19 protein-coding genes are annotated in these 21,808 nt (G+C 70.9%); 8 read left to right on the top strand and 11 right to left on the bottom strand.

From position 1 onward, the window contains the following. Nucleotides 1–37 precede the first annotated feature (37 nt). A complete protein-coding gene (locus tag KIK05_RS02735) occupies nucleotides 38–766 on the bottom strand; it encodes a PIG-L deacetylase family protein (protein ID WP_308249708.1) in 729 nt (242 codons plus the stop codon). Nucleotides 767–941: 175 nt separating this feature from the next. Here KIK05_RS02735 and pcrA point away from each other — a divergent pair, with 175 nt between their 5' ends. Then, on the top strand, nucleotides 942–3,182 hold the full coding sequence (pcrA, locus tag KIK05_RS02730; RefSeq protein ID WP_372455563.1) for a DNA helicase PcrA: 2,241 nt from the start codon (nucleotides 942–944) through the stop codon (nucleotides 3,180–3,182). A 71-nt stretch (nucleotides 3,183–3,253) separates the two neighbouring features. On the opposite strand, the gene KIK05_RS02725 is transcribed toward pcrA, so the two are convergent. Genes KIK05_RS02725 through KIK05_RS02715 form a run of 3 tightly spaced genes read right to left on the bottom strand, consistent with a single transcriptional unit; the run spans nucleotide 3,254 to nucleotide 5,971 of the window. Then, nucleotides 3,254–4,150: a hypothetical protein gene (locus tag KIK05_RS02725; RefSeq protein ID WP_214408882.1), complete on the bottom strand. Its 897-nt coding sequence runs from the start codon at nucleotides 4,148–4,150 to the stop codon at nucleotides 3,254–3,256. Further along, nucleotides 4,147–5,064, bottom strand: a complete 918-nt coding sequence (locus tag KIK05_RS02720) for a hypothetical protein (RefSeq protein WP_214408881.1) — start codon at nucleotides 5,062–5,064, stop codon at nucleotides 4,147–4,149. The genes KIK05_RS02725 and KIK05_RS02720 overlap by 4 nt, the downstream gene beginning before the upstream one ends. Before the next feature lie 34 nt (nucleotides 5,065–5,098). Continuing rightward, on the bottom strand, nucleotides 5,099–5,971 hold the full coding sequence (locus KIK05_RS02715) for an SCO4651 family lipoprotein (protein ID WP_214408880.1): 873 nt from the start codon (nucleotides 5,969–5,971) through the stop codon (nucleotides 5,099–5,101). A gap of 1,474 nt (nucleotides 5,972–7,445) precedes the next feature. Between KIK05_RS02715 and sucC the strand changes: the two genes are divergently transcribed. Together sucC and sucD are read left to right on the top strand one after the other, a co-directional pair. After that, nucleotides 7,446–8,624 carry an ADP-forming succinate--CoA ligase subunit beta gene (sucC, locus tag KIK05_RS02710; RefSeq protein WP_214408879.1) on the top strand — a complete coding sequence of 393 codons (1,179 nt, stop codon included), beginning with the start codon at nucleotides 7,446–7,448 and terminating at the stop codon, nucleotides 8,622–8,624. Next, nucleotides 8,624–9,511, top strand: coding sequence for a succinate--CoA ligase subunit alpha (sucD, locus tag KIK05_RS02705; RefSeq protein WP_214408878.1), 888 nt, complete (start codon nucleotides 8,624–8,626; stop codon nucleotides 9,509–9,511). The genes sucC and sucD overlap by 1 nt, the downstream gene beginning before the upstream one ends. Nucleotides 9,512–9,782: 271 nt before the next feature. On the opposite strand, the gene KIK05_RS02700 is transcribed toward sucD, so the two are convergent. Continuing rightward, the gene (locus KIK05_RS02700; RefSeq protein ID WP_214408877.1) at nucleotides 9,783–10,205 is read right to left on the bottom strand and encodes a PPOX class F420-dependent oxidoreductase; all 423 of its coding nucleotides are present in this window, start codon (nucleotides 10,203–10,205) and stop codon (nucleotides 9,783–9,785) included. A 121-nt stretch (nucleotides 10,206–10,326) separates the two neighbouring features. Further along, nucleotides 10,327–11,085, bottom strand: a complete 759-nt coding sequence (locus KIK05_RS02695) for a cupin domain-containing protein (protein ID WP_214408876.1) — start codon at nucleotides 11,083–11,085, stop codon at nucleotides 10,327–10,329. A 227-nt stretch (nucleotides 11,086–11,312) separates the two neighbouring features. Here KIK05_RS02695 and KIK05_RS02690 point away from each other — a divergent pair, with 227 nt between their 5' ends. Then, on the top strand, nucleotides 11,313–13,004 hold the full coding sequence (locus KIK05_RS02690) for a cell division protein PerM (protein WP_214408875.1): 1,692 nt from the start codon (nucleotides 11,313–11,315) through the stop codon (nucleotides 13,002–13,004). 6 nt (nucleotides 13,005–13,010) lie between these two features. Here KIK05_RS02690 and KIK05_RS02685 read toward each other — a convergent pair whose 3' ends face one another. Beyond that, nucleotides 13,011–13,307, bottom strand: a complete 297-nt coding sequence (locus KIK05_RS02685) for a ubiquitin carboxyl-terminal hydrolase 14 (protein WP_214408874.1) — start codon at nucleotides 13,305–13,307, stop codon at nucleotides 13,011–13,013. 23 nt (nucleotides 13,308–13,330) lie between these two features. Continuing rightward, nucleotides 13,331–13,714, bottom strand: a complete 384-nt coding sequence (locus tag KIK05_RS02680; RefSeq protein ID WP_214408873.1) for a hypothetical protein — start codon at nucleotides 13,712–13,714, stop codon at nucleotides 13,331–13,333. 106 nt (nucleotides 13,715–13,820) lie between these two features. On the opposite strand from KIK05_RS02680, the gene purN reads away from it, so the two are divergent. After that, on the top strand, nucleotides 13,821–14,462 hold the full coding sequence (gene purN, locus KIK05_RS02675) for a phosphoribosylglycinamide formyltransferase (RefSeq protein WP_214408942.1): 642 nt from the start codon (nucleotides 13,821–13,823) through the stop codon (nucleotides 14,460–14,462). Between the two features lie 62 nt (nucleotides 14,463–14,524). Continuing rightward, complete coding sequence (purH, locus tag KIK05_RS02670) at nucleotides 14,525–16,072, top strand: bifunctional phosphoribosylaminoimidazolecarboxamide formyltransferase/IMP cyclohydrolase (RefSeq protein WP_214408872.1); 1,548 nt, start codon at nucleotides 14,525–14,527, stop codon at nucleotides 16,070–16,072. A gap of 36 nt (nucleotides 16,073–16,108) precedes the next feature. On the opposite strand, the gene KIK05_RS02665 is transcribed toward purH, so the two are convergent. Then, on the bottom strand, nucleotides 16,109–17,224 hold the full coding sequence (locus KIK05_RS02665) for a tetratricopeptide repeat protein (protein ID WP_214408871.1): 1,116 nt from the start codon (nucleotides 17,222–17,224) through the stop codon (nucleotides 16,109–16,111). A 366-nt stretch (nucleotides 17,225–17,590) separates the two neighbouring features. Between KIK05_RS02665 and KIK05_RS02660 the strand changes: the two genes are divergently transcribed. Beyond that, the gene (locus KIK05_RS02660; RefSeq protein ID WP_214408870.1) at nucleotides 17,591–18,322 is read left to right on the top strand and encodes a DUF899 domain-containing protein; all 732 of its coding nucleotides are present in this window, start codon (nucleotides 17,591–17,593) and stop codon (nucleotides 18,320–18,322) included. Between the two features lie 52 nt (nucleotides 18,323–18,374). Next, nucleotides 18,375–19,226 carry a bifunctional methylenetetrahydrofolate dehydrogenase/methenyltetrahydrofolate cyclohydrolase gene (locus KIK05_RS02655; protein ID WP_214408869.1) on the top strand — a complete coding sequence of 284 codons (852 nt, stop codon included), beginning with the start codon at nucleotides 18,375–18,377 and terminating at the stop codon, nucleotides 19,224–19,226. An 8-nt stretch (nucleotides 19,227–19,234) separates the two neighbouring features. Here KIK05_RS02655 and KIK05_RS02650 read toward each other — a convergent pair whose 3' ends face one another. Further along, nucleotides 19,235–19,909 (bottom strand): response regulator, encoded by a 675-nt coding sequence (locus KIK05_RS02650; protein ID WP_214408868.1) that lies wholly within the window; start codon nucleotides 19,907–19,909, stop codon nucleotides 19,235–19,237. Next, nucleotides 19,906–21,564 carry a sensor histidine kinase gene (locus KIK05_RS02645; protein WP_214408867.1) on the bottom strand — a complete coding sequence of 553 codons (1,659 nt, stop codon included), beginning with the start codon at nucleotides 21,562–21,564 and terminating at the stop codon, nucleotides 19,906–19,908. Before KIK05_RS02645 ends, KIK05_RS02650 begins: the two co-directional genes overlap by 4 nt. Between the last annotated feature and the right edge of the window lie 244 nt (nucleotides 21,565–21,808).

Here is a 21,808-nt window from a genome sequence, read left to right as displayed (position 1 = left end):
GTGTCCGGTGGCGGGCGCCGGTTCCCTCAGTGCCGCCTCAGGCGGTGGCGACCACCTGGAAGCCCTCGGCGTAGCTGCCTTCGGGCAGGCCCGCGGCCTGGGCGTTCACCGCGAGCCAGCCCTTGACGAAGTCGTCGAGGGTGTCCATGTGGGCGGTCTGGCTCACGTGGGCCCGCAGGGCCGCCAGCTTGCGGTCGACGGTCGCGGTGACGTCGACATAGTGGTTGTTCGCCTGGCCGCCGGTCAGCCACACCTCGCGGACGGTCCACGCCTCCAGGCCCTCGTCCGCGAGCAGCTCGGGGAAGGCGTACGGGTTGCGCGCGTCCGGGTAGACCGCGTCGAGGGTGGCGCCGCCGACCGCGCGGTGGTCGGGGTGGCTCGGCCCGATACGGGCGTAGTTGCGCTCGGGAGTGGAGGTGATCACCCGGTCGGGACGCACCTGGCGGATCACGCGGGCGATGTCGCGGCGCAGGCCCAGGGTCGGCTCGACGCTGCCGTCCTTGTAGCCGAGGAACCGCACGTCGTTCACACCGACCAGCTTGGCCGCCTCGGTCTGCTCGCTGCGCCGCAGCGCCGCCATGCCGCCGTGGTCGAGCTCGCGGTCGAATCCACCGGCGTCACCGTCCGTGACGATGCAGTACACGACCTGGACACCCTTGTCGGTGAACGTCGCGATGGTCCCGGCCGCTCCGAAGTCCACGTCGTCGGGGTGGGCCGTCACCACGAGGATGGTGTTGATATCTGCGTCGTCAAGTGCGGTCACGATCGTCCTCCTCAGTTCACTGGGCCGTGAACAAGGAAGATTCTGCCGATATTTCCAGCGCGATGTGGCATCGCCCCCAAGTGTGGGCCGTACGGGCGCGGGGACGGTCTCAGAAGCGGCGCCCTTTGTCGGTGGGCGGCCATAATCTAGGGACGTGTCGACCCGAGCCGTGAACCCCATCGTTGATCACCCCCTGCTCGACGGGCTCAACCCGCAGCAGCGTGACGCAGTCACCCATGAGGGCAGTCCGCTGCTCATCGTCGCGGGTGCCGGCTCCGGCAAGACACGGGTGCTCACCCACCGCATCGCCTACCTGCTGTCCGAGCGTGGCGTGCAGCCGCAGGAGATCATGGCGATCACCTTCACCAACAAGGCCGCCAAGGAGATGAAGGAGCGGGTCGACAAGCTCATCGGCCCGCGGTCCAAGGCCATGTGGGTGATGACCTTCCACAGCGCCTGCGTCCGCATCCTGCGGCGGGAGGCCAAGCGGCTCGGGTTCCCCTCCAGCTTCTCCATCTACGACCAGGCCGACTCCCAGCGGCTGATGGCCATGGTCTGCCGCGAGCTCGACCTCGATCCGAAGCGTTACCCGCCGCGCTCGTTCTCCGCCCAGGTCAGCAACCTCAAGAACGAGCTGGTCGACTACGACACGGCGGCGGGCAAGGCGCAGACCCACCTGGAGCGCACGCTCGCCGAGGCCTACCGCCTCTACCAGCAGAGGCTCACCGAGGCCGGCGCGATGGACTTCGACGACCTGATCATGATGACGGTCGCCCTGTTCCAGCTCTTCCCCGACGTGGCCGAGCACTACAGGCGCCGGTTCCGCCACGTCATGGTCGACGAGTATCAGGACACCAACCACGCGCAGTACATGCTGATCAGAGAGCTGGTCGGCCTTCCTGAGGTGCGCACCGCCGACGGCGATCTCGTCCGCGAGGGCGCGGTGGAGCCGGCCGAGCTGTGCGTGGTGGGCGACGCCGACCAGTCGATCTACGCCTTCCGGGGCGCGACGATCCGCAACATCCTGGAGTTCGAGCGCGACTACCCCGACGCCCGCACCATCCTCCTGGAGCAGAACTACCGCTCCACCCAGACCATCCTGTCGGCCGCCAACGCCGTGATCTCGCGCAACGAGAGCCGCAAGCCGAAGAACCTCTGGTCCGACCAGGGCGCCGGACCCAAGATCGTGGGATATGTCGCCGACAACGAGCACGACGAGGCGATGTTCGTCGCCCAGGAGGTCGACCGGCTGTCCGACGACGAGGGCGTGACCCCGGGGCAGGTCGCGGTCTTCTACCGCACCAACGCCGCCTCCCGCGTCTTCGAAGAGATCTTCATCCGCACCGGCCTGCCGTACAAGGTCGTCGGCGGCGTGCGGTTCTACGAGCGCAAGGAGGTCCGCGACCTGCTGGCCTACCTCCGGGTGCTCGCCAACCCCGGCGACACCGTCTCGCTGCGGCGCGTGCTCAACGTCCCCAAGCGCGGCATCGGCGACCGGGCCGAGGCGATGGTGGAGGCGTTCGCGAGCCGCGAGCGCATCTCGTTCTGGGAGGGGCTGCGCCGCGTCGACGAGGCCCCCGGGCTCGCGACCCGCTCGCTGAACGCCATCAAGGAGTTCGTCGCGCTGCTCGACGACCTGCGGGGCAAGGAACTGCCGATCTCCGAGCTCGCCGAGGAGGTGCTGACCAGCACGGGCTACCGCACCGAGCTGGAGAACTCCGGCGACCCGCAGGACGAGAGCCGCCTGGAGAACCTCAACGAGCTCATCTCCGTGGCCCAGGAGTTCGAGGAGGCCAACCCCGACGGCACCCTGGTCGACTTCCTGGAGCAGGTCTCCCTGGTGGCCGACGCCGACCAGATCCCCGAGGGTGAGGACCACGAAGGCGTCGTCACGCTCATGACCCTCCACACGGCCAAGGGGCTGGAGTTCCCCGTGGTCTTCCTCACCGGCATGGAGGACGGCGTCTTCCCCCACATGCGCTCCCTGGGCGAGCCCCGTGAGCTCGAGGAGGAGCGCCGGCTGGCCTACGTCGGCATCACCCGGGCCCAGCAGCGGCTCTACCTCTCCCGGGCCGCCATTCGCAGCTCCTGGGGGTCCCCGGCCTTCAATCCCGCCTCCCGGTTCCTCGCCGAGGTGCCGTCCGATTTGCTCGACTGGCGTAACGACCCGGCCAGGAGCGCCTGGAGCGCGGCCACCAAGCGCGAGAGCCGTACGACCGCCGCGGCCGCGCCGAAGAAGACCGGCGGCCGCGCGATCCCGAACCTCAGCCCGGGCGACCGGGTCACCCACGACCAGTTCGGGCTCGGCACCGTGGTCACGGTGGACGGCGTCGCCGAGAAGACCAAGGTCAAGGTCGATTTCGGTTCCGAGGGCGAGAAGACCCTCCTGCTGGTCTACGCCCCCATCGAGAAGCTCTGACATCGGTCACCTGCAGACGGGAACGGGCCCGGTGAGCGTCTGCTCACCGGGCCCGTCCGTCGTGAGTGGTGCTAGCTCTTGCGGCCGGTCAGCTGCGGAAGGACCGGGAAGGTCACGTCCGGCAGCGCGGGCTCGTTCGGCACGTCCTTCTCGTCGATCACCTCGTCGGCGGGCGGAGCCGCGATGACGACCTTGGCGCCCCAACCGGAGAACTTCGAGTCGCCGGACAGGACCATGCTCCCGCTGTTCAGTTTCTCCGTCTCGGAGATGGACAGCCGGCGGGGAAGCAGGTCACGTCCCAGCCAGAGCTTCCAGTGCAACTTCGGCTCCTTGGGCCTGGCCGAGGATGGCACACCTTGGAGCGGCGGCGTGCCCAGGAGCCGGTCGATCGAGATCGCACCGGCGTAGAGCGTGGTGGCGGTCCCGTCGAGCGTGCCGCCCGGCTTCTTCACCTTCGTGCTCGCGAGGAGCCTGCGGTACAGCGCCGGGTCGGTGATGTCGGCCCAGGGCGACAGCAGGGCCTTCTGGCCGTTGCCGCCCGTCACCTGTGACCTCACCCAGGTCTTCCCGACGGGAAGGTACTTCTCGAACCCCTGCCCGCTCACGTACTGGACACGGCCGATGGTGATCACGCGGACCGGCCCCGTCGGTCCTTCCTCGTCCAGGATCCGCGCGTCTCCCTTGGCGGCGAGCTTGAGGCGCAGGTCCGACGCGGTGACCTCGGATCGGCCGAAGGCGAGCTTTCCGGTCACGGACATGGACATGAAGTCCTTCCCGGCGGTCAGCTTCAGGTGGTGCGTGACCTGGACGCCGCGGTTCGGGACGAACTGGCGCTGGAGCGCGGCGACGGGATCGGCGGGCTTGACCCGCGCGGCCGTCTGAGCCTGGGCGTTCGCCGGGGCGGCGAGCACCGGGGCGACCAGAGCGGCGGTGGCGACGCCGGCCAGGGAGGCGATCACTCTTCTCATCCGCGGTAGACCCCCTCGCCTGCCGTCCATCCGGGCGAGGTCGCGCTCGGCACCACCGTGGTGAGCTCGCGACTGTCGGGGATCTCGGTGCCGAGGTCGTCCTCGTCCACGACCGTGCCGGCCGGGGGCGGGGTGATGGACACCTTGGTGCCCCAGGAGGAGTAGGTGGTGTCGATCACTCTCTTCCAGACGGTGATCTTGGCGAGCTCCTGCTCGTAGGAGGTGACCAGACGCCGGGCCAGCAGGTCACCGCCGAGCCAGAGCTTCCAGTGCACCTTCACCTTGGCGAGGCTCCTGTCGGGCTCCCAGCCGGGGACCTGGTGCAGCTTCTGCGACAGCTTGTACACGGTGCCGTAGGAGATGGTGCCCTCGTACAGCGTGGTGGCCGTGCCGCCGACCTTCCCGCCCGGCTTCTTGACCGAGGTGGTGGCGAGCAGGGCCTTGTAGAGCGGGCGGTCGAAGATGTCGACCAGGGTCGACGGGCCCGGCTTGATGGCGTGCCTGCCGGTGAACCGGATCCAGCTCTTCCCCTCGGGGAGGGACGGCTGGTAGTAGGGGCCCGAGCCGTAGCTTTCCTTCCAGAAAGCGATGTCGCGCGCCGGCTTCATCATCTCCCTGGCGTGCTCGGGGTCCCAGTAACGGGTGAACTTGCTCGTGATGTCGGACGCGGTGAGGCCCGAGGGAGAGACCTCGACCGTCCCGGCCTCGCTCCAGCCGAGGATCTGCCGGCCGTCCGCGCTGTCGACGAAGCGGCTGGAGACCTTCACACCGTGGCCCTTGACGAGCTGCTGCGTGAGCGCGGCAAGGGGGCCGGCGGGCTTGGCCTGGGTGTTCGCGCTCGCGGGGGCGGCGAGGGCGGGGGCGGCCAGGGTCGCGGCGGCGACCCCGGTCAGGGTGGCGATGAATCGCCTCATGGGAATTCGGTGTCCTCTGTTTCGTGGTGTGCCGTCAGTGCCGACCGGCGGTCAGGCTCGGCACGACCTTGGTGAAGTCCGGAGTGGTCTCGGGAAGGTCGGTGGTGAGGTCCTTCTCGTCGATCACCTGGTCCGCCGGGGGAGCGGTGATGACGACCTTGGCACCCCACGCGGTGTAGCGGCTGTCGGCGTCGACCGTCAGCCGACCGGCGTGCGGCACCTTGCCCATGGGGAAGGTCGACTGGAACCGCCTGGGCAGCTGGTCGGCGCCGATCCACAGCTTCCAGGGCAGGGTGACGTTCTTCTTGAGCTTGAAGACCTCGGCCATCGCCTCGATCTCGGTCGACACTTTCGACAGTTCGCCGACCTTGACGGCGCCCGTGTAGAGCGTGGTCCTGGCGCCACCGACCGTGCCTCCGGCGCGCTTGACCTTGGTGCTCGCCAGCACGGTCTTCAGCACCGCGGGCCGCAGGATGTCGATGGTGTCATTAGTGCTCGGCGCCTTGCTCCCAGGGGTGCGCACCCACTTCTTGTCCGCGGGCAGCATCTCGTCGTACAAGGGGCTCTGCATGTAGGCCTTGCCGTTGAGAGCGATCAGGTGGAGGGTGTCCTTCCCCTTACCCAGATCGACGATGCGCTTGAGGTCGTAGGCGTCGACACCGGACTTCCCGAAGCGCAAGGAGCCGACCTGGCGGAACTTCAACAGGTCGTCCCCGCCGAGCCGCATGTCGACGGTCGTGTCCATGTGTACACCGGTCTTCTTGCCGAACTGCTGACGCAGGGCGTCGACCGGGTTGGACGGCACGGGCTTGGCCGCGCCGGGGGCCGCATGCGCGGTGGCCGGCGCGGCCATGGCCAGCGCGGGGGCGACCAGGGCGGCGGCGGCAAGGGCGAGTATTCGCCTCATCGAGGGGTTCCTCCCGTTGTGTGGCCCTCTCCCCGTAGTCGAGGGCCTGGGCATTCTCGCGGATCAAGATCACGACAAAATCACGAAATATTGCAGATGGGGGAGCGTGTCGGGAAATTCCGGTTTCGGTAGTCGTTGATCTCGCTGTGAACCCTGGTCGGCTGCCGTGGGAGCGTTTGTGAACCAGTCGGGCCGCCGGAAACGGGATATGGAAGGAAATCGGGGATGTGCTGGAAGCTCGGAGCCTAACGCTGGCGGCTGGCGCGGTGATGTGATGGGGAATGTCAGGATTTTGGGGCGGCTGCCATCGCGATTAAAGCGACGGCTCCGCCGCTCTCCCCGACTCGACCTCCATCTCCCCGAGACGCATCGTGCCCGACGTCATCCGGTACGGGGCCGGGTCGACCGATCGCGTACCCCAGGGGAAGAGCGAGTACGGCCGCGGGTCGACCGATCGGGTACACCAGGGGAAGAGCTAGTACGGCCGCGGGTCGACCGATCGCGTGCGCCAGGGGAAGAGCGAGTACGGCCGCCGCGAGGGCCGCCCTCTTCCCGTTCGGTGTGGTGCCTTCGGGCGGCGCCGCGTCGGCGGGACGGCGTACGGCGAAGTCGGCGCCGCTGCACGGCGGTTGACCGTCGAGCGTTCCGGACGCGTAGCGGAAGGCGGAAAGGCGGGCCGTGAAATGCTCGATGGGCGCGGAATGAAGGAGATTTTCTACATCGGCGATGTATACGGCCTCACTGGCCGTTCCCAAGGCCTGGGAGGTGGCCACCGTAGGACGACCGGATTCGCCGAACCCGGAGACATGGTGCCGATAAGCGGTAAGGCAAGTGGGGAGGGAAGTGCAGAGGCCTTGGCCGGGGAGCCGCCGTACGGCGGCGCCGGATTCGCCGTACACCGTCTCACCGCCGCGGCGCCGAATGTTGAGCATGGTGGGTGGGGAGGCCGGGGGCTTCCCGAGGCGGTGCGGCGGCAGGTCCGGGGCGTGGCGGGGGAGGGAAGTGCAGAGGCCGTGGCCGGGGAGCCGCCGTACGGCGGCGCCGGATTCGCCGTACACCGTCTCACCGCCGCGGCGCCGAATGTTGATGTGGCGTGTGGGATCTGATGAGGGGGTGTGGTGGGGCTTCCTGAGCGCTGTGCTCGGGGGTCGGCCGGTGTGAGGTAGGGGTGTTCGGTGGTGGGAGGCAGAGGTGGCGGGAGGGGAGCACGCCGGGGTGAGGGCTTGTCGTCGCCTGCCGGCGGCAGTGATCGTTTCGCGCGCTTCGAAGAGGCAGAGGAGGCTTTTGTGAAATTTGTGAAACTTTGCCGTATCTCATTACCCGATGTCGAGGGGTAATGGCCCCCCGGCGGGTTCTCCATGTCCTGGTGGCGGCTAGGCTTCTGAAGCCAGGCTTCCGGCAGATCGCGGGTCGCCGCCAGGTCTGGTCCTCAACGTAGAGAAGAAGTCAGCCGGACAAGCAAGGACGGACCCTCGTGGACCTGTTCGAACATCAGGCGAAGGAGCTCTTCGCGGAGTATGGCATCCCGGTGCCGCGCGGCGTCGTCGCGCACACCGTGGAGGAGGCGCGGGCCGCAGCGGAGCAGCTGACCGGTCGCGTCGTCGTCAAGGCCCAGGTCAAGACCGGAGGCCGCGGCAAGGCGGGAGGCGTCAAGGTCGCCGCCGACGCCGCCGACGCCCAGCAGAAGGCCACCGAGATCCTCGGCATGGACATCAAGGGCCATACGGTTCACAAGGTCCTCGTCGAGGAGGCCAGCGCGATCGCGGAGGAGTACTACTTCTCCTTCCTGCTCGACCGCGCCAACCGCACCTTCCTCGCCATCTGCTCCGCCTCGGGCGGCATGGACATCGAGGAGGTCGCGCACACGACCCCCGAGAAGGTCGCGCAGATCCCGGTCTCCCCGCTGACCGGCGTCGACCGCGCCCGGGGCCGTGAGATCGCCAAGGCCGGCGGTCTGCCCGAGGCCGCCATCGAGGGCGCCGCCGAGATCATCGAGAAGCTGTGGGCCGTCTTCGTCGACGAGGACGCCACGCTGGTCGAGGTCAACCCGATGATCCTGACCCAGGACGGCCAGGTCAAGGCCCTCGACGGCAAGGTCACCCTCGACGACAACGCCTCCTTCCGGCAGACCGAGCACGAGGCGTACGCCGACAAGGCCGCCGAGGACCCGCTCGAGGCCAGGGCCAAGGAGAAGGACCTCAACTACGTCAAGCTCGACGGTTCCGTCGGCATCATCGGCAACGGCGCGGGCCTGGTCATGTCCACCCTCGACGTGGTGGCGTACGCCGGCGAGCAGTTCGGCGGGCAGAAGCCGGCGAACTTCCTCGACATCGGCGGCGGCGCCTCGGCCGAGGTCATGGCGAACGGCCTTGAGATCGTGCTGTCCGACCCGAGCGTCAAGTCGGTGTTCGTCAACGTCTTCGGCGGCATCACCGCGTGCGACGCGGTCGCCAACGGCATCGTCTCGGCCTTCAAGCTGCTGGCCGACCGGGGTGAGGCCGTCACCCACCCCCTGGTCGTCAGGCTGGACGGCAACAACGCCGCTCTCGGGCGGCAGATCCTGGCCGACGCCGCGCTGAAGGGCGTCGAGCTGGTTGACACGATGGACGACGCGGCCAAGCGTGCCGCCGAGCTCGCTGCGGTAGGTGCGTAATGGCAATCTGGCTGACCGAGAACAGCAAGATCATCGTTCAGGGCATCACGGGTTCCGAGGGCTCCAAGCACACCCGCCGCATGCTCAAGGCGGGCGCGAAGGTCGTCGGCGGCACCAACCCCCGCAAGGCCGGCACCACCGTCGACTTCGACGGTGTGGAGCTGCCGGTGTTCGCGACCGTGGGCGAGGCCATGGCCGCCACGGGCGCTGACGTCACCGTGATCTTCGTCCCGCCGGCGGGCACCAAGGCCGCCGTGCTGGAGGCGATCGACGCCGAGATCCCGCTCGCCGTCGTCATCACCGAGGGCGTGCCGGTCCACGACACCACCGAGTTCTGGGCGCACGCCGTCGCCAAGGGCGGCAAGACCCGCATCATCGGCCCGAACTGCCCGGGCATCGCCTCGCCCGGCGCCTCCAACGCCGGCATCATCCCGGCCGACATCACCTCTGCCGGCCGCATCGGCCTGGTGAGCAAGTCGGGCACGCTGACCTACCAGCTGATGTACGAGCTGCGCGACATCGGCTTCTCCACGGCGGTCGGCATCGGCGGCGACCCGGTGATCGGCACCACCCACATCGACGCGCTGGAGGCCTTCCAGGCCGACCCCGACACCGACGCGATCGTCATGATCGGCGAGATCGGCGGCGACGCCGAGGAGCGCGCGGCGGCCTACATCGAGCAGCACGTCACCAAGCCGGTGGTCGCCTACGTCGCGGGCTTCACCGCCCCCGAGGGCAAGACCATGGGGCACGCCGGCGCGATCGTGTCCGGCTCCGCCGGCACCGCCCAGGCGAAGAAGGAAGCGCTGGAGAAGGTCGGCGTCCGCGTCGGCAAGACCCCCAGCGAGACCGCCCGCCTGATGCGTGAGGTCATGCGCTCGCGCTGACCCCTGTCCCCGCGCCAGACGAGGAACGCCCGGCCCCCGGCCGGGCGTTTCCGTTTCCACCGGCGGCCTGAACGCCGGTCGGCGAGCGGTGTCTCACGCCGGTCGGCTGGTGGCGTCACGCCGTCGGCCGGCGGTCTCACGCCGGTCGGCGAGCGCTCTCACGCCCTCGGCCAGTGGCCTCACGCCGTCCGTCCAGCGTCCGTCCGGTGGCCCTCACGCTGGGCGTTCAGCGGCCCTCATGCCGGGCGTTCCCCCCGTGGCACCGCCCGGGTCAGCTCGCCGCCTGGTCGCTGTCCCGGAAGCCGCCCCAGCCGTGCCAGCGGTCGATCTCGAGCCAGGCGCTGACCCGGCCACGATCGCGCCGGGGGTACGGCCGGCCGGTGTACTGCCGGGACAGCCGGTCGATGTCGGCGAACTCCTCGTCGTCGCGGATCTCGGCGACGTGTCCGATGAGGGTGACGTGGGTGTACCAGTCATCGCCGTCGAGCACCGTCAACGAGACCCGCGGGTCGTTGCGGATGTGGTCGAGCCGCTTGCGGCCCTCGTCCATGTTGATCAGCACCCGGCCGTCGTCCCAGAGGTACCAGGTGGCCGTGGTCACGGGCTGCCCGCCGGACCTCGATGTGGCGATGACGGCCGGGTTGGGCTTCTTCAGCATGGCGATCGCGTCCTCGGGAAGCGGCGGCTTCGACATGGCTCTCCTCCTTCGTGTCATGCGCCCATGGCGGTGGCCAGGGCGCATTCCCACGCTGCCACACCCTTCGGCGGTCTCCCGCGGCGCATCGCGGGCGTCGTGGCCGGAAGACGGGCACCGGTCAGGCCTGCGGAAACTCCAGTTCCGGCGCTTCGCCCGCGTCCAGCAGGAAGTACCCGAGAAACGTCACGCCCTCTTCCTGGGCGTCGAAGCGGGCGATGCGGACGCCCTGGGGCTCGTGGAACACGTCGCCGGGGCCGAGCACGGACTCCGGCTCGCCGTCGATCTGGTAGATCACCGAACCGGTCTCGATACTGCCGAACACCGGGCAGTTGTGCACGTGCAACCCCGCGGGCTGACGGGGAGCGATGGTGATGCGCCGGATCTCGACCCGGTACGTGGCCCGGGGGGCCGCCAGTGACTGGTCGAGCAGGACCGAGCGGACGATGGGCGCGGTGTCGCCGGCGGGAACAGTGTGATCGTCACCGCGGTATTCGACGTCGGTGACAGGAGCCCCGGCCTCGGGGCCGGCGTCGTCGTCCGGGATCTCCTCGATGGCCAGGTGGGTCATGGAAGCGGTGGGAGTGGCACCGTGCCAGTGCCACTCACCGGGAGCGATGTGCACCCTGTCGCCGGTTCGGATGGTCTCGACGGGCTCGCCACGGTGCTGTACGAGGCCGGTCCCCTCGGTGACGATGAGCACCTGGCCGAGCGGGTGGCGATGCCACACGGTGCGGGCACCGGCCGCGAAGTGGACGCTGTCGATCCGGGTCCGTGACGGTCCCTCGCCGGGGGCGGCGATCGCATCGACGCGAGCCTCTCCGGTGATCCATTCGGGTGGAGCGGCGACGCTGGTGGCAGGGGTGCGGGAGATACGCATTGCGCGGCTTCCTGACTCTCGTGGACCACCCCGAGGGGCCCCGGGGCTGCGAGCGGTTGCTGTACATACTAGTAGGTACAGAAACGGCGACGAGCCCCGGCAGGTCGCCGCAGCCCCCGCAGAGGTTGCCGCGTCCACCGGAAATCGCCCGGTGATCCGCGCAAAGGGGGCGACACGCGGGGCCGGTAACCCCGTCCGGGGCGCCGATCCTGAGAACATCGAGTACTGTGACGGCCCTTTTCGACCAGCTCCGGACGGCCCCCCGTGCCGTCTTCAGCCGCATCCCCATCGGGGGCAGCGGAGGTGACGACGACGAGGCGCGCCGTCCGCTGCCCGTCTCAGGGATGCTCGCGGCGGCCGGCACCCTCGGCGTCGGTCTCGCCGTCCTCACCACGCTCACCCTGGTCGGCTGGATCGCGGCGCCGCGCGGCGCGTTCGGGCAGGGCATTCCCGGGGTGTTCCGCGCCGCCTGCCAGGTGTGGCTGGCCGCGCACCAGGCGGGGTTCGCGATCCCGGGAGGCCGCGTCGGCCTGCTGCCGCTCGGCCTGACGGTGCTGCCCGCCGCCCTGCTGTACCGCGCGGCGATGTGGATGGCCCGCGACGCCGACCTGCGGCTACGGCTCCCGGCCCGGCTGCCGAAGGGCAGCACCAAGGACCTCGCCAACGCCCGCCGCCGCGCCCAGCTCGTCCTGATCGCCCAGGCGGGCATCTCGCTCGCCGCCCCCTACTCGCTGCTGGCCGGGGTGATCGCGCTGGTGGGACGCAACGAGGTGACCCAGCCGTACATCGGCGAGGCCCTGGCGAGCCACCTCGTGCTGGCGTTCCTCGCCGGTTCGCTGGCCACGGCGCGGACGATCGGCCCCTGGCGCTCGATGCTGCGGCTGCTTCCCGAGCGCCCGCGCTCGGTGGTCGCCGGTACGGCCGTCGCGCTGACGACCCTGCTCGTCGGGGGGCTGGTGCTGGTGCTCGGCGCGGTGGTCGCCAACTTCGGGCAGATCCAGCGGCTGTCGGAGCTGCTGGCGCCCGGGTTCGTCGGCGGGGCGCTGCTGCTGCTGGTGGAGGGTCTCTACCTCTTCAACTTCGTGATCTGGGGCCTGGCGTACATCAGCGGCCCCGGCTTCGCCCTCGGCGCCGGCACGCTCGTGGCGCCCACGGGCGTCCAGCTCGGCACCATCCCGGCGCTGCCGATCCTCGGGGCGCTGCCCGAGCCGGGGGTCACCTCACCGTGGATGATGAGCGTACTGGCCGTGCCGTTCCTCGCCGGCGCGGTCGCCGGGGTGGTGGTGGCCCGCGTCGCCCCGACTCCGCATTTCGAGTCGGCGCCGCTGTGGGGGTTCGTCTGCGGCCTCGCCACCGGCCTGTCGGCGGGGCTGCTCGCCGCTCTGGCGGGGGGCCCGCTCGGGGGCGCGCGCCTGGCCGCCGTCGGCCCGTCCGCCTGGGAGGTGGCGCTCTCGGTCACCCTGGAGGTCGGCGTGGCGGCCGGCATCTCCGCCGGGCTCGCCAACTGGTGGCTGGTCTTCCACGGTGCCCTCGTGCCCGCCGCGCCCGTGCGCAAGGCGGGCGACGCCATCGTCAAGGCGGCGAGCAAGGTGAAGCTCGCCACTCCGGTCTCCGGCCGTGACCTGCCGGGCCACTGGATGGACGCCACGGAGGCCGTCACCCAGCCCATCCCGGCGATCCGCGCCGACTGGGCGGACGAGCACGCGTCGGCCGTCGGCGACACGATCGCGGACAGCGGCCCGAAGGCGCCCCGGAAGGCGCCCGGCGGCAAGCGTACGGCCGCCGGCGCGAAGGGACGCGCCGGGGGAGGCCGGCGCGAGGAGCCGAGGCCGCCGCGCCGCGACATCGTGGACGAGACCGACGACCGCGGCGGGCACGTCATCTACCTCGACCCGTACGCCTGGGACCGCGACCGCTGAAGCGCCTCAGACGTGGGCCCGCGCCCCCAGCCCGCTCGGGGAGGGCTCGAACAGCAGCTCGTCGGGGTAGCACCACGCCCAGTCCTCGCCGGGCTCGAACGACTCGGCGATCGGGTGACCCTCGGTGGCGTAGTGCCTGGTGGCGTGCCGGTTGGGGGAGGAGTCGCAGCAGCCGACGTGCCCGCAGGTCAGGCAGGTGCGCAGGTGGACCCAGCGCGACCCCGACGCCAGGCACTCCTCGCAGCCGATGGCGCTGCGCGGCTCGACGTCGCGGACCTCGTCGAGGTGGGTGCAGACGTTCATGATCTCTCCTTGCAACTTCACGATCACGGGGCGATGGGCAGCCGGATGCTGCCCTTCGGCATGAACGGCAGCCGGTGTTCGATCGACTGCTCCAGCCGGCTGACGCAGGCCTGCTGGGAGGTGCTCGTGCCGGCGCCCTTCATGCATTCGGTGTAGGCGCTCAGCTCGCCGCTGAAGTACAGCTGCACCCACAGCACCGAGGCGCCGATCGCGACCGCGGCGACGGAGATCAGCAGGCCCAGGGCCGGCATGACCACCGACCCGCGCCCGCGCGTCAGGCGGCGCCACGCCCGGAGGCTGACGACGATCGAGAAGACGCCGAGGGCGAGGCCCAGCGCCGGCAACAGCATGGTCAGCGCCAGAGCGCCTATGGAGAGCAGCAGGGCCCGCCGTCCGACTTCGGCCACGGAAGTCTCCGCGGGTGGTAGCACCTGACCTCCTCTGCGTCGTGGAGCGGGCGGGCCGATACGCTGACAGCCGTAACCGTCAACGTCGCCCCGAAGGAGTGCAGCCCTGTCGGCTCGGCTCGTGGTCCTCGTCTCCGGTTCGGGGACCAACCTACAGGCCCTTTTGGACGCCGCCGCTGACCCGGCGTACGGCGCCCGGGTGGTCGCGGTCGGTGCCGACCGCGACGGCATCGAGGGCCTCGCCCGTGCGCAACGTGCGGGCCTTCCCACCTTCGTCCTCAAGCTAGCCGATTACCCGACGCGAGCGGCCTGGGACCAGGCCCTTCACGCGGCGATCGCGGGCCACGAACCCGATTTCGTCGTCTCCGCGGGTTTCATGAAGATCCTCGGACCCGATGTGCTGCGGGCGTTCACGGTGGTCAACACCCACCCCGCCCTGCTGCCGGCGTTCCCGGGCGCACACGCCGTCCCCGACGCGCTGGCCTACGGCGTGCGGGTGACCGGCTGCACGGTGCATCTGGTCGACGCGGGGGTGGACACCGGCCCGGTCATCGCCCAGGAGGCCGTGCACGTCCACGATGGAGACGACGAGCACACCCTCCACGAGCGCATCAAGACGGTCGAGCGCCGCCTGCTCGTCGACGTCGTCGGGCGCATGGCGAGGGACGGCTGGACGGTCACCGGCCGCCACGTCCGGCTGGGCGGCCCGAGCCTGGACCAGGACGTCCAGGCGCGTGAGAGTCTCTGAGCCAGTCGCAACCTCCGGACCGCCGGCGAGGCCGGTCGTCCGGACACAGGGAGGAGCACCAAGTGACCCGCATCGCCATCCGGCGCGCGCTGATCACGGTATATGACAAGTCCGGGCTGGAGGAGCTGGCCCGGGCTCTGGACGCCGCCGGCGTCGAGATCGTGTCCACGGGGGGCACGGCGTCGAAGATCGCCTCGTTCGGCGTGCCGGTGACCCCGGTCGAGTCGCTGACGGGCTTTCCCGAGTGCCTCGGCGGCCGGGTCAAGACCCTGCACCCGCGCGTGCACGCGGGCCTGCTGGCCGACGGGTCCAACCCTTCCCACGTCAAGCAGCTCGAAGAGCTCGAGATCGAGCCGTTCCAGCTGGTCGTGGTCAACCTGTACCCCTTCCAGCAGACCGTGGCCTCGGGCGCGTCCGAGGACGAGTGCGTGGAGCAGATCGACATCGGCGGGCCCGCGATGATCCGCGCGGCGGCCAAGAACCACGGCACGGTCGCCGTCGTCGTCGACCCGGCGGGGTACGGCGAGGTGCTGAGGGCCGTCGAGGAGGGCGGTTTCACCGAGCCGCAGCGCCGCCGCCTCGCCGCCCGGGCCTACGCCCACACCGCCGCGTACGACACGGCCGTGGCCTCGTGGTTCACCGACGTCTACGCACCCGAGGAGGACTCGGCCTGGCCGGGCTTCATGGGCGCGTCCTGGCAGCGCCGGGCCGTCCTGCGGTACGGCGAGAACCCCCACCAGGGCGCGGCGCTCTACACCGGCGGCGAGGACGGCCTGGCGGCCGCCGAGCAGCTGCACGGCAAGGAGATGTCCTACAACAACTACGTCGACGCCGACGCCGCCTGGCGGGCCGCGTGGGACTTCGAGCAGCCGGCCGTGGCGATCATCAAGCACGCCAACCCGTGCGGCCTCGCGGTCGGCGCGGACGTCGCCGAGGCCCACCGCAAGGCCCACGCCTGCGACCCCGTCTCGGCCTACGGCGGAGTGATCGCGGTGAACGGCGAGGTGACCGAGGAGCTCGCCGACCAGATCGCCCCGATCTTCACCGAGGTCGTGGTCGCGCCGTCGTTCACGCCGGAGGCGCTGGCCGTCCTGACCGCCAAGAAGAACATCCGGCTGCTGCGCTGCCCGTCGGGCCCGTCCAACCCGGCGGAGTACCGCCGCATCGACGGCGGCCTGCTGGTGCAGACGGTCGACCGGGTGGACGCGCCCGGCGACGACCCGTCCGCGTGGGAGCTCAAGTCGGGTGAGCCGGCCTCGCCGGAGGTGCTGGCGGACCTCGCGTTCGCGTGGAAGGCCTGCCGCTCGGTGAAGTCGAACGCCATCCTGCTCGCCGAGGGCGGCGCGACGGTGGGCGTCGGCATGGGGCAGGTCAACCGGGTCGACTCGGCGCGCCTGGCGGTGTCGCGGGCCGGGGAGCGCGCGCAGGGCTCCGTGGCGGCCTCCGACGCGTACTTCCCCTTCGCCGACGGGCTCGAGGTGCTCATCGAGGCCGGGGTGAAGGCGGTCGTGGAGCCCGGTGGGTCGATCCGCGACGAGGAGGTCATCGCGGCGGCCGCCAAGGCCGGCATCACCCTCTACTTCACCGGCACCCGCCACTTCTTCCACTGATCGACCGATGAGCGGGGCCCCGACGCGTGCGGGGCCTCAGGCCGGCTCTTCGGCCTCCGGTACGCCGAGAGCCCGGTAGATGCTGAGAGCCCAGCTCATGTGGTCGGCGGCCGCTTCCCTGTCTCCGGCGAGTGCCAGGGAGCGGCCCATGCCGGCACGGGCGCGGGCCTCCTCCAGGGGGCTTCCTGTCGCGAGAGCGAGGTCGAGGGCGTCCTGGTGGGCGGCGAGCGCCTCGTCCGGGCGGCCCGAGGCGGCCAGGGCGCGACCGAGCCCGTTGAGCGTCTCGGCGTGCCCGAGGCGGTCGCCGACGTCCTGGAAGATGTCGATGGCCTGCGTGAAGTGGCCGAACGCCGCCCGGTGGTCGCCGGACAGGTGGCACACGACGCCGAGTTCCCGGTGGCAGTCGCCCTCGTCGACCCGGCACGAGACGTCGCGCGCCAGGCCCAGCGCGTCCGACAGGTGCCGTCGCGCGAGCGTGAGGTCACCCGAGCGGTACGCCAGGACGCCGAGCCAGATGAGGACGTCGGCCTGGCCGAGTCGGCTGCCGGCCTCGCGGAACGTCGAAAGGCCCGTGGTGAGCGCCCGGGACGCCTGCGCGTGGCGGCCGAGCAGCACCTGGACGACGCCGATGTTGTGCAGCGCGTGGCCCTCGCCGACCCTGTCCCCCGTCTCACGGAACAGCGCCAGCGCCCGGGCGAGGCTCTCCAGCGCCGCCGGATAGTCGCCCGTCCGGTGCCGCGCGACGCCGAGGTTCGCCCTGACGCTCGCCTCGCCGGCCCGGTCGTCGCCCTCGCGGTAGAGCCGGAGCGCTCTGGCGTAATTCGGAAAAGCGGCGGAATAGTCGCCGACCAGGCGCTGCGCCGTACCCAGCTTTTCCAGCGCCCTGGCCTCGCCGAGCGGTGAGCAGATGGCCCGGTAAACGGAGACGGCCTGATTCAGATGGCGCATCCCCGTGGCGATGTCGCCGACCACGGACCGCACATATCCGAGTTCGGTGAGCGTGTCGGCCTGACTTCGCGGGTCTTCCTGCTCCTGGAAAATCTCCAGGGCGTCGACGAGCGCGTCGGATGCGGCGCGATGATCGCCCGTCCGGCGGAACGAAATTCCCAGGGCGAATAATTCATGAGCTATGCCGCTTTCCGCAGCCCGCATGAAATCGCATGCTACACAGGCCGTGTATAGCCGTCAATCTTGTCAAGGAGGCGAGCAAGCCGCCGGTCAGCGCTGGTGAGGCTGTGTCAGGGCGGCGCCGTGACAGGAGGGGGCGTCGGCGGGTTGTTCACCGCCTCTCTCGCCCGGAGAATCGGGCTGGCCAGGTTACCGATTTTTGTCGCACCCCATTTATGTGCTGGACCTGTTGCGCTTTGCCGGGATAAATGATGTACACGCCCCGCCGGTATGCCGAGCCGGCGCCATCTTGGACCGGCCCCGGCGCGGCGGTGACAGGTGCTTCCGGAAGAAGCGCCGCCGGGGGAGGCCGTCTAGGTTGGGGGCGACGCATTCCTAGAGGAGGACCAGGTGGAGTTACCGCCGATCGTTTCCCGCGACGAGTGGCTGAAGGCGCGGGCGGAGTTGCTCGTGCAGGAGAAGGAGGCGACCCGTGCCCGCGACGCCCTCAGCGAGCGGCGGCGCGCCATGCCCATGGTGGAGATCGACAAGGACTACGTGTTCGCGGGGCCGGACGGGGCCGTGCGGCTGGGCGACCTGTTCGAGGGACGCCGCCAGCTGATCGTCTACCACTTCATGTGGGTCCACGACACGGCTGAGGGATGCACGAGCTGCTCGTTCCTCGTCGACAACTTCGGCGAGCCGCGCCACCTGCACAGCTGCGACACCACCCTCGCGCTCGTCTCGCGGGCCCCGCTGGCCGACATCGAGCGCTTCCGGCGGCGCATGGGCTGGACGCTGCCCTGGTACTCCTCCCACGGGAGCGACTTCAACTACGACTTCCACGCCAGCAACGACGAGGCCGTCGCCCCGGTCGAGTACAACTACATGGACAAGGCCACCCTGGAGCGCAAGGGCCTGCACTTCTTCGCCCAGAACGGGCAGGACGGCCACGGTCTGAGCGTCTTCCTGCGCGACGGCGAGCGGGTCTTCCACACCTACTCGACCTACGGCCGGGGGCCGGAGCTCCTGCTGACCACCTACAACTACCTCGACCTGACGCCGCTCGGCCGGCAGAAGTACGTCAACGAGTTCCCCCACCACGACCGCTACGACGCCCCGCCGGCGGCGTCCTGCCACTGAGAGAGCCCCTCACGGCGTTGCCGCCCGGCCGGACATGGCAGGATGGCGAGCTGTGAGCGCGCAGATTCTCGATGGCAAGGCGACCGCGGCGAAGATCAAGGCTGACCTGGCGGAACGGGTCGGCAGGCTCGCCGCCCAGGGCATCACCCCGGGCCTCGGCACGATTCTGGTCGGCGACGACCCGGGGAGCCAGATTTACGTCGCGGGCAAGCACCGTGACTGCGCGGAGGTCGGCATCGCCTCGATCCGCAGGGATCTCCCCGAGACGGCCACCCAGGCCGAGGTGGAGGCCGCGATCGACGAGCTGAACGCCGACCCCGCGTGCACCGGCTACATCATCCAGCTCCCGCTGCCCCGCCATCTCGACGCGCAGTCGCTGATCGAGCGCATGCACCCCGCCAAGGACGCCGACGGCCTCCACCCGGTGAACCTCGGCCGCCTGGTCCACATGGTCGAGGCCCCGCTGCCGTGCACGCCGCGCGGCATCGTCGTGCTCCTGCAGGAGTACGGCGTGCCGATCAAGGGGGCCGACGTCGCGGTGGTCGGCCGCGGCATCACGGTGGGCCGTCCGCTCGGCCTGCTGCTCACCCGCCGCACCGAGAACGCCACCGTCACCCTCTGCCACACCGGCACCCAGAACCTCGCGGGCCGCATCCGGGAGGCCGACATCGTCGTGGCGGCCGCCGGGGTGCCGGGCCTGATCACGGCCGACATGGTGAAGCCCGGCGCCGCCGTCCTCGACGTGGGCGTCTCCCGCGTCGACGGCAAGCTGGCCGGCGACGTCGCGCCCGAGGTACGGGAGGTGGCCGGTTTCGTCGCTCCGAACCCCGGCGGCGTCGGCCCGATGACCCGCGCCATGCTTCTCACCAACGTCGTGGAGGCGGCCGAGGGCCACGCCCGCTGACGAGGGATTCAGCGCGCCGGCGAGGTGGGCCAGCGGTAGAGGTGTTCGGGACGGCCGGTGGTGCCGTACCTGAGGCCCACGGTGACCCGGCCGTCGGCGGCGAGGTCGGACAGGTAGCGCTGCGCCGTGGCGCGTGACAGGCCGAGTCGTGCCGCCACGTCGGTGGCCGTCACCGGCTCTCCCGCGTCGCGCACGGCCTCGATCACCAGGCGCGCGGTCTGGCTGGAGCGTCCCTTGGGGACGGCCGCCTCGACGCGGTCGCCCTCGTGCAGCACCCGTACGGCGCGGTCGATCTCCGCCTGGTCGAGCGTCTGGTCGCCGCCGAGCTGTCCGAGGAAGCGCGCGTACGCCCGCAGCCGCTCGGCGAGGTCCGCCTCCGAGAACGGCTTGACCAGGTAGTTCACCACGCCCCGCCGCAGGGCCTCCCGGACGACGGCGCGCTCGGCGGCCGCGGTGAGCATGATCACGTCGCATCCGAGGCGCGGGGCGATGGAGGTGCCGGAGGCGTCCGGGAGGTACTGGTCGAGGAGCGCGAGGTGGGGGCGCAGCCGCGCGGCCAGCTCGACCGCCTCGGCGGCGTTGTGGGCGACGCCTGCGACCTCGAACCCCGGGACCCGCCTGACGTAGCGGGCGTGCAGGTCGGCGACCCGGAAGTCGTCGTCGACGACCAGCACGCGGATCATGTCGCCTCTCCTCGCCGTACGGCCGTCACCGTCTCCTCCTGCCGGGGTTCGGGACCGCGCGCGTCGAAGGCGCCGGGGAGCCGGGCCACGAAGACGGCTCCGCAGTCGGCTCCGCAGGCGCGGGTGAGGGCGAGGTCGCCGCAGTGGCGGCGGGTGAGCCGCCGGGCGAGCGCGAGGCCGACGCCGTGCGGCCGGACGTCGTCGGCCGCGGTGGTGAAGTCCTGGTCGAAGATCCGGTCGACCGCCTCGGGCGGCACGCCGTCGCCGCTGTCGACCACCACGATGTGCAGGATGTCGGCCTCGGCGAGCAGGGACACCTCGACCCAGGCGGGGCGCCGGGCGCCGGCCTGGGCGGCGGCGGTGGCGTTGTCGACGAGATTGCCGAGGATGGTCACGACGTCCAGCGGCGCCCTGAGCTGGGCGGGCACGAACGAGTCGGGGCTGAGCCGCAGGTCCACCCCGTGCTCGGACGCCACCGCCGTCTTGGCGGCGAGCAGCCCGCGGATGTAGGGGTCGCGCAGCCGTCCGCCGTCGCCGTACTCGGTGGCGAGCGGGTCGTCGGCCAGCTCCCGCAGGTAGGTGATCGCCTCCTCGCGGTGCCCGAGGCTGAGCAGGCCGGACAGGGTGTGCAGGCGGTTGGTGTACTCGTGGGCCTGCGCGCGCAGGGCGTCCGACAGGGCCCGCACGACGTCGAGCTCGCGGGCCATCGCGTCGAGGTCGGTGCGGTCGCGCAGCGTGAGCACGTGGCCGAGGTCCTGGTCGCCGCGCCGCACGGGTGCGGCCGTGACGACCAGCATGCGGTCCTCGGTGGCGACGAGCACGCCGCGGGCGCTGGTGCGTTCGGCCAGCAGGGTGCGCAGGCCCGGCGGCAGGCCCGCGTCGCGCACGGACGAGCCCTGCGCCGGCCGGCCGCCGATGAGGCGGGCCGCCGCGTCGTTGCAGATGGTGATCCGCCCGGCGGGGTCGACGGCGAGCACGCCCTCGTCGATGCCGTGCAGCACGGCCTCACGCTCTCGCAGCAGGTCGGCGAGGTCGGTCGGCTCCAGCCCGAGGGTCTGGCGCTTGAGGCGGCGGGCGAGCCCGGCGGCCGCGGCGACGCCGAACAGCAGCGCGAGGCCGGTGAAGGCGGCGGCGGGCCGCATCAGGTCGCCGATGCGGCGGGTGACCTCGCCGGCGGCGATGCCGACGCTCACCTGGCCGACCACCCGGCCGCCGGAGAGCAGCGGCACCTTGCCCCGGGCGGACAGCCCGAGCGTCCCCCGTTCGAAGGTCACGATCTCGCGGCCGCTGAGCGCCTCCGGTTCGGTGCTGACGCGCTGCCCGAGCCGGCCGGCGTCGGGGTGGGCGTAGCGGATGCCGTGGTCGTCGGCGACGACCACGAACAGCACCCCCGTACGGCGGCGCACCGCCTCCGCGCGCTGCTGCACGCGGGGCGTCCGCTCGCGGGCCGCCACGTCGTGGACGATCTGCTCGTCGGCCGCCACCGAGCGCGCCACGGCGAGGGCGCGCTGCTCGTACTGCTTCTCGAGCTCCGCGTGGAGGAGGTAGGCCACCAGCGCGAAGCCGCTGCCCATGATGAGCAGGAGCACGGCGACCTGGACGAGCAGGGCCTGTGTCGCGAAGCGCAGGGGAGGCCGCTTCTCGGGCCAGGACATGCCAGCACGATACCTCTGGGTGCGGGGTTCGACACCGAGAGCAAAACGCGCAAAACGCGAACTATGCGCATTGCTCGAACAACTGGCACAAGCCTAGTGAGGCGCGTCACAGCGCCCTACGGTCCCGGAAAGCCTTTCAGCAGCCCCTACTGATCTACCCGACCGATGTTTCCGGCCCGTGACGTTCAGCGGCCCCGATCCGTTAACGCGCCGGCCCCCGGTCCGGTTCCCCCCGACCCCAAGG

The sequence above is a fragment of the Sphaerisporangium fuscum genome (genome assembly GCF_018531465.1).
GTDB classification, from domain to species: Bacteria; Actinomycetota; Actinomycetes; order Streptosporangiales; family Streptosporangiaceae; genus Sphaerisporangium; species Sphaerisporangium fuscum.
This window is presented reverse-complemented; position numbering and strand designations above follow the sequence as displayed.

Excerpts from the sequence above, each read along its gene's own strand:
- KIK05_RS02725 (WP_214408882.1), bottom strand. The coding sequence starts at position 4,150 with ATGAGAAGAGTGATCGCCTCCCTGGCCGGCGTCGCCACCGCCGCTCTG.
- KIK05_RS02720 (WP_214408881.1), bottom strand. The coding sequence starts at position 5,064 with ATGAGGCGATTCATCGCCACCCTGACCGGGGTCGCCGCCGCGACCCTG.
- KIK05_RS02715 (WP_214408880.1), bottom strand. The coding sequence starts at position 5,971 with ATGAGGCGAATACTCGCCCTTGCCGCCGCCGCCCTGGTCGCCCCCGCG.
- sucD (WP_214408878.1), top strand. The coding sequence starts at position 8,624 with ATGGCAATCTGGCTGACCGAGAACAGCAAGATCATCGTTCAGGGCATC.
- KIK05_RS02700 (WP_214408877.1), bottom strand. The coding sequence starts at position 10,205 with ATGTCGAAGCCGCCGCTTCCCGAGGACGCGATCGCCATGCTGAAGAAG.
- KIK05_RS02695 (WP_214408876.1), bottom strand. The coding sequence starts at position 11,085 with ATGCGTATCTCCCGCACCCCTGCCACCAGCGTCGCCGCTCCACCCGAA.
- KIK05_RS02685 (WP_214408874.1), bottom strand. The coding sequence starts at position 13,307 with ATGAACGTCTGCACCCACCTCGACGAGGTCCGCGACGTCGAGCCGCGC.
- KIK05_RS02665 (WP_214408871.1), bottom strand. The coding sequence starts at position 17,224 with ATGCGGGCTGCGGAAAGCGGCATAGCTCATGAATTATTCGCCCTGGGA.
- KIK05_RS02650 (WP_214408868.1), bottom strand. The coding sequence starts at position 19,909 with ATGATCCGCGTGCTGGTCGTCGACGACGACTTCCGGGTCGCCGACCTG.
- KIK05_RS02645 (WP_214408867.1), bottom strand. The coding sequence starts at position 21,564 with ATGTCCTGGCCCGAGAAGCGGCCTCCCCTGCGCTTCGCGACACAGGCC.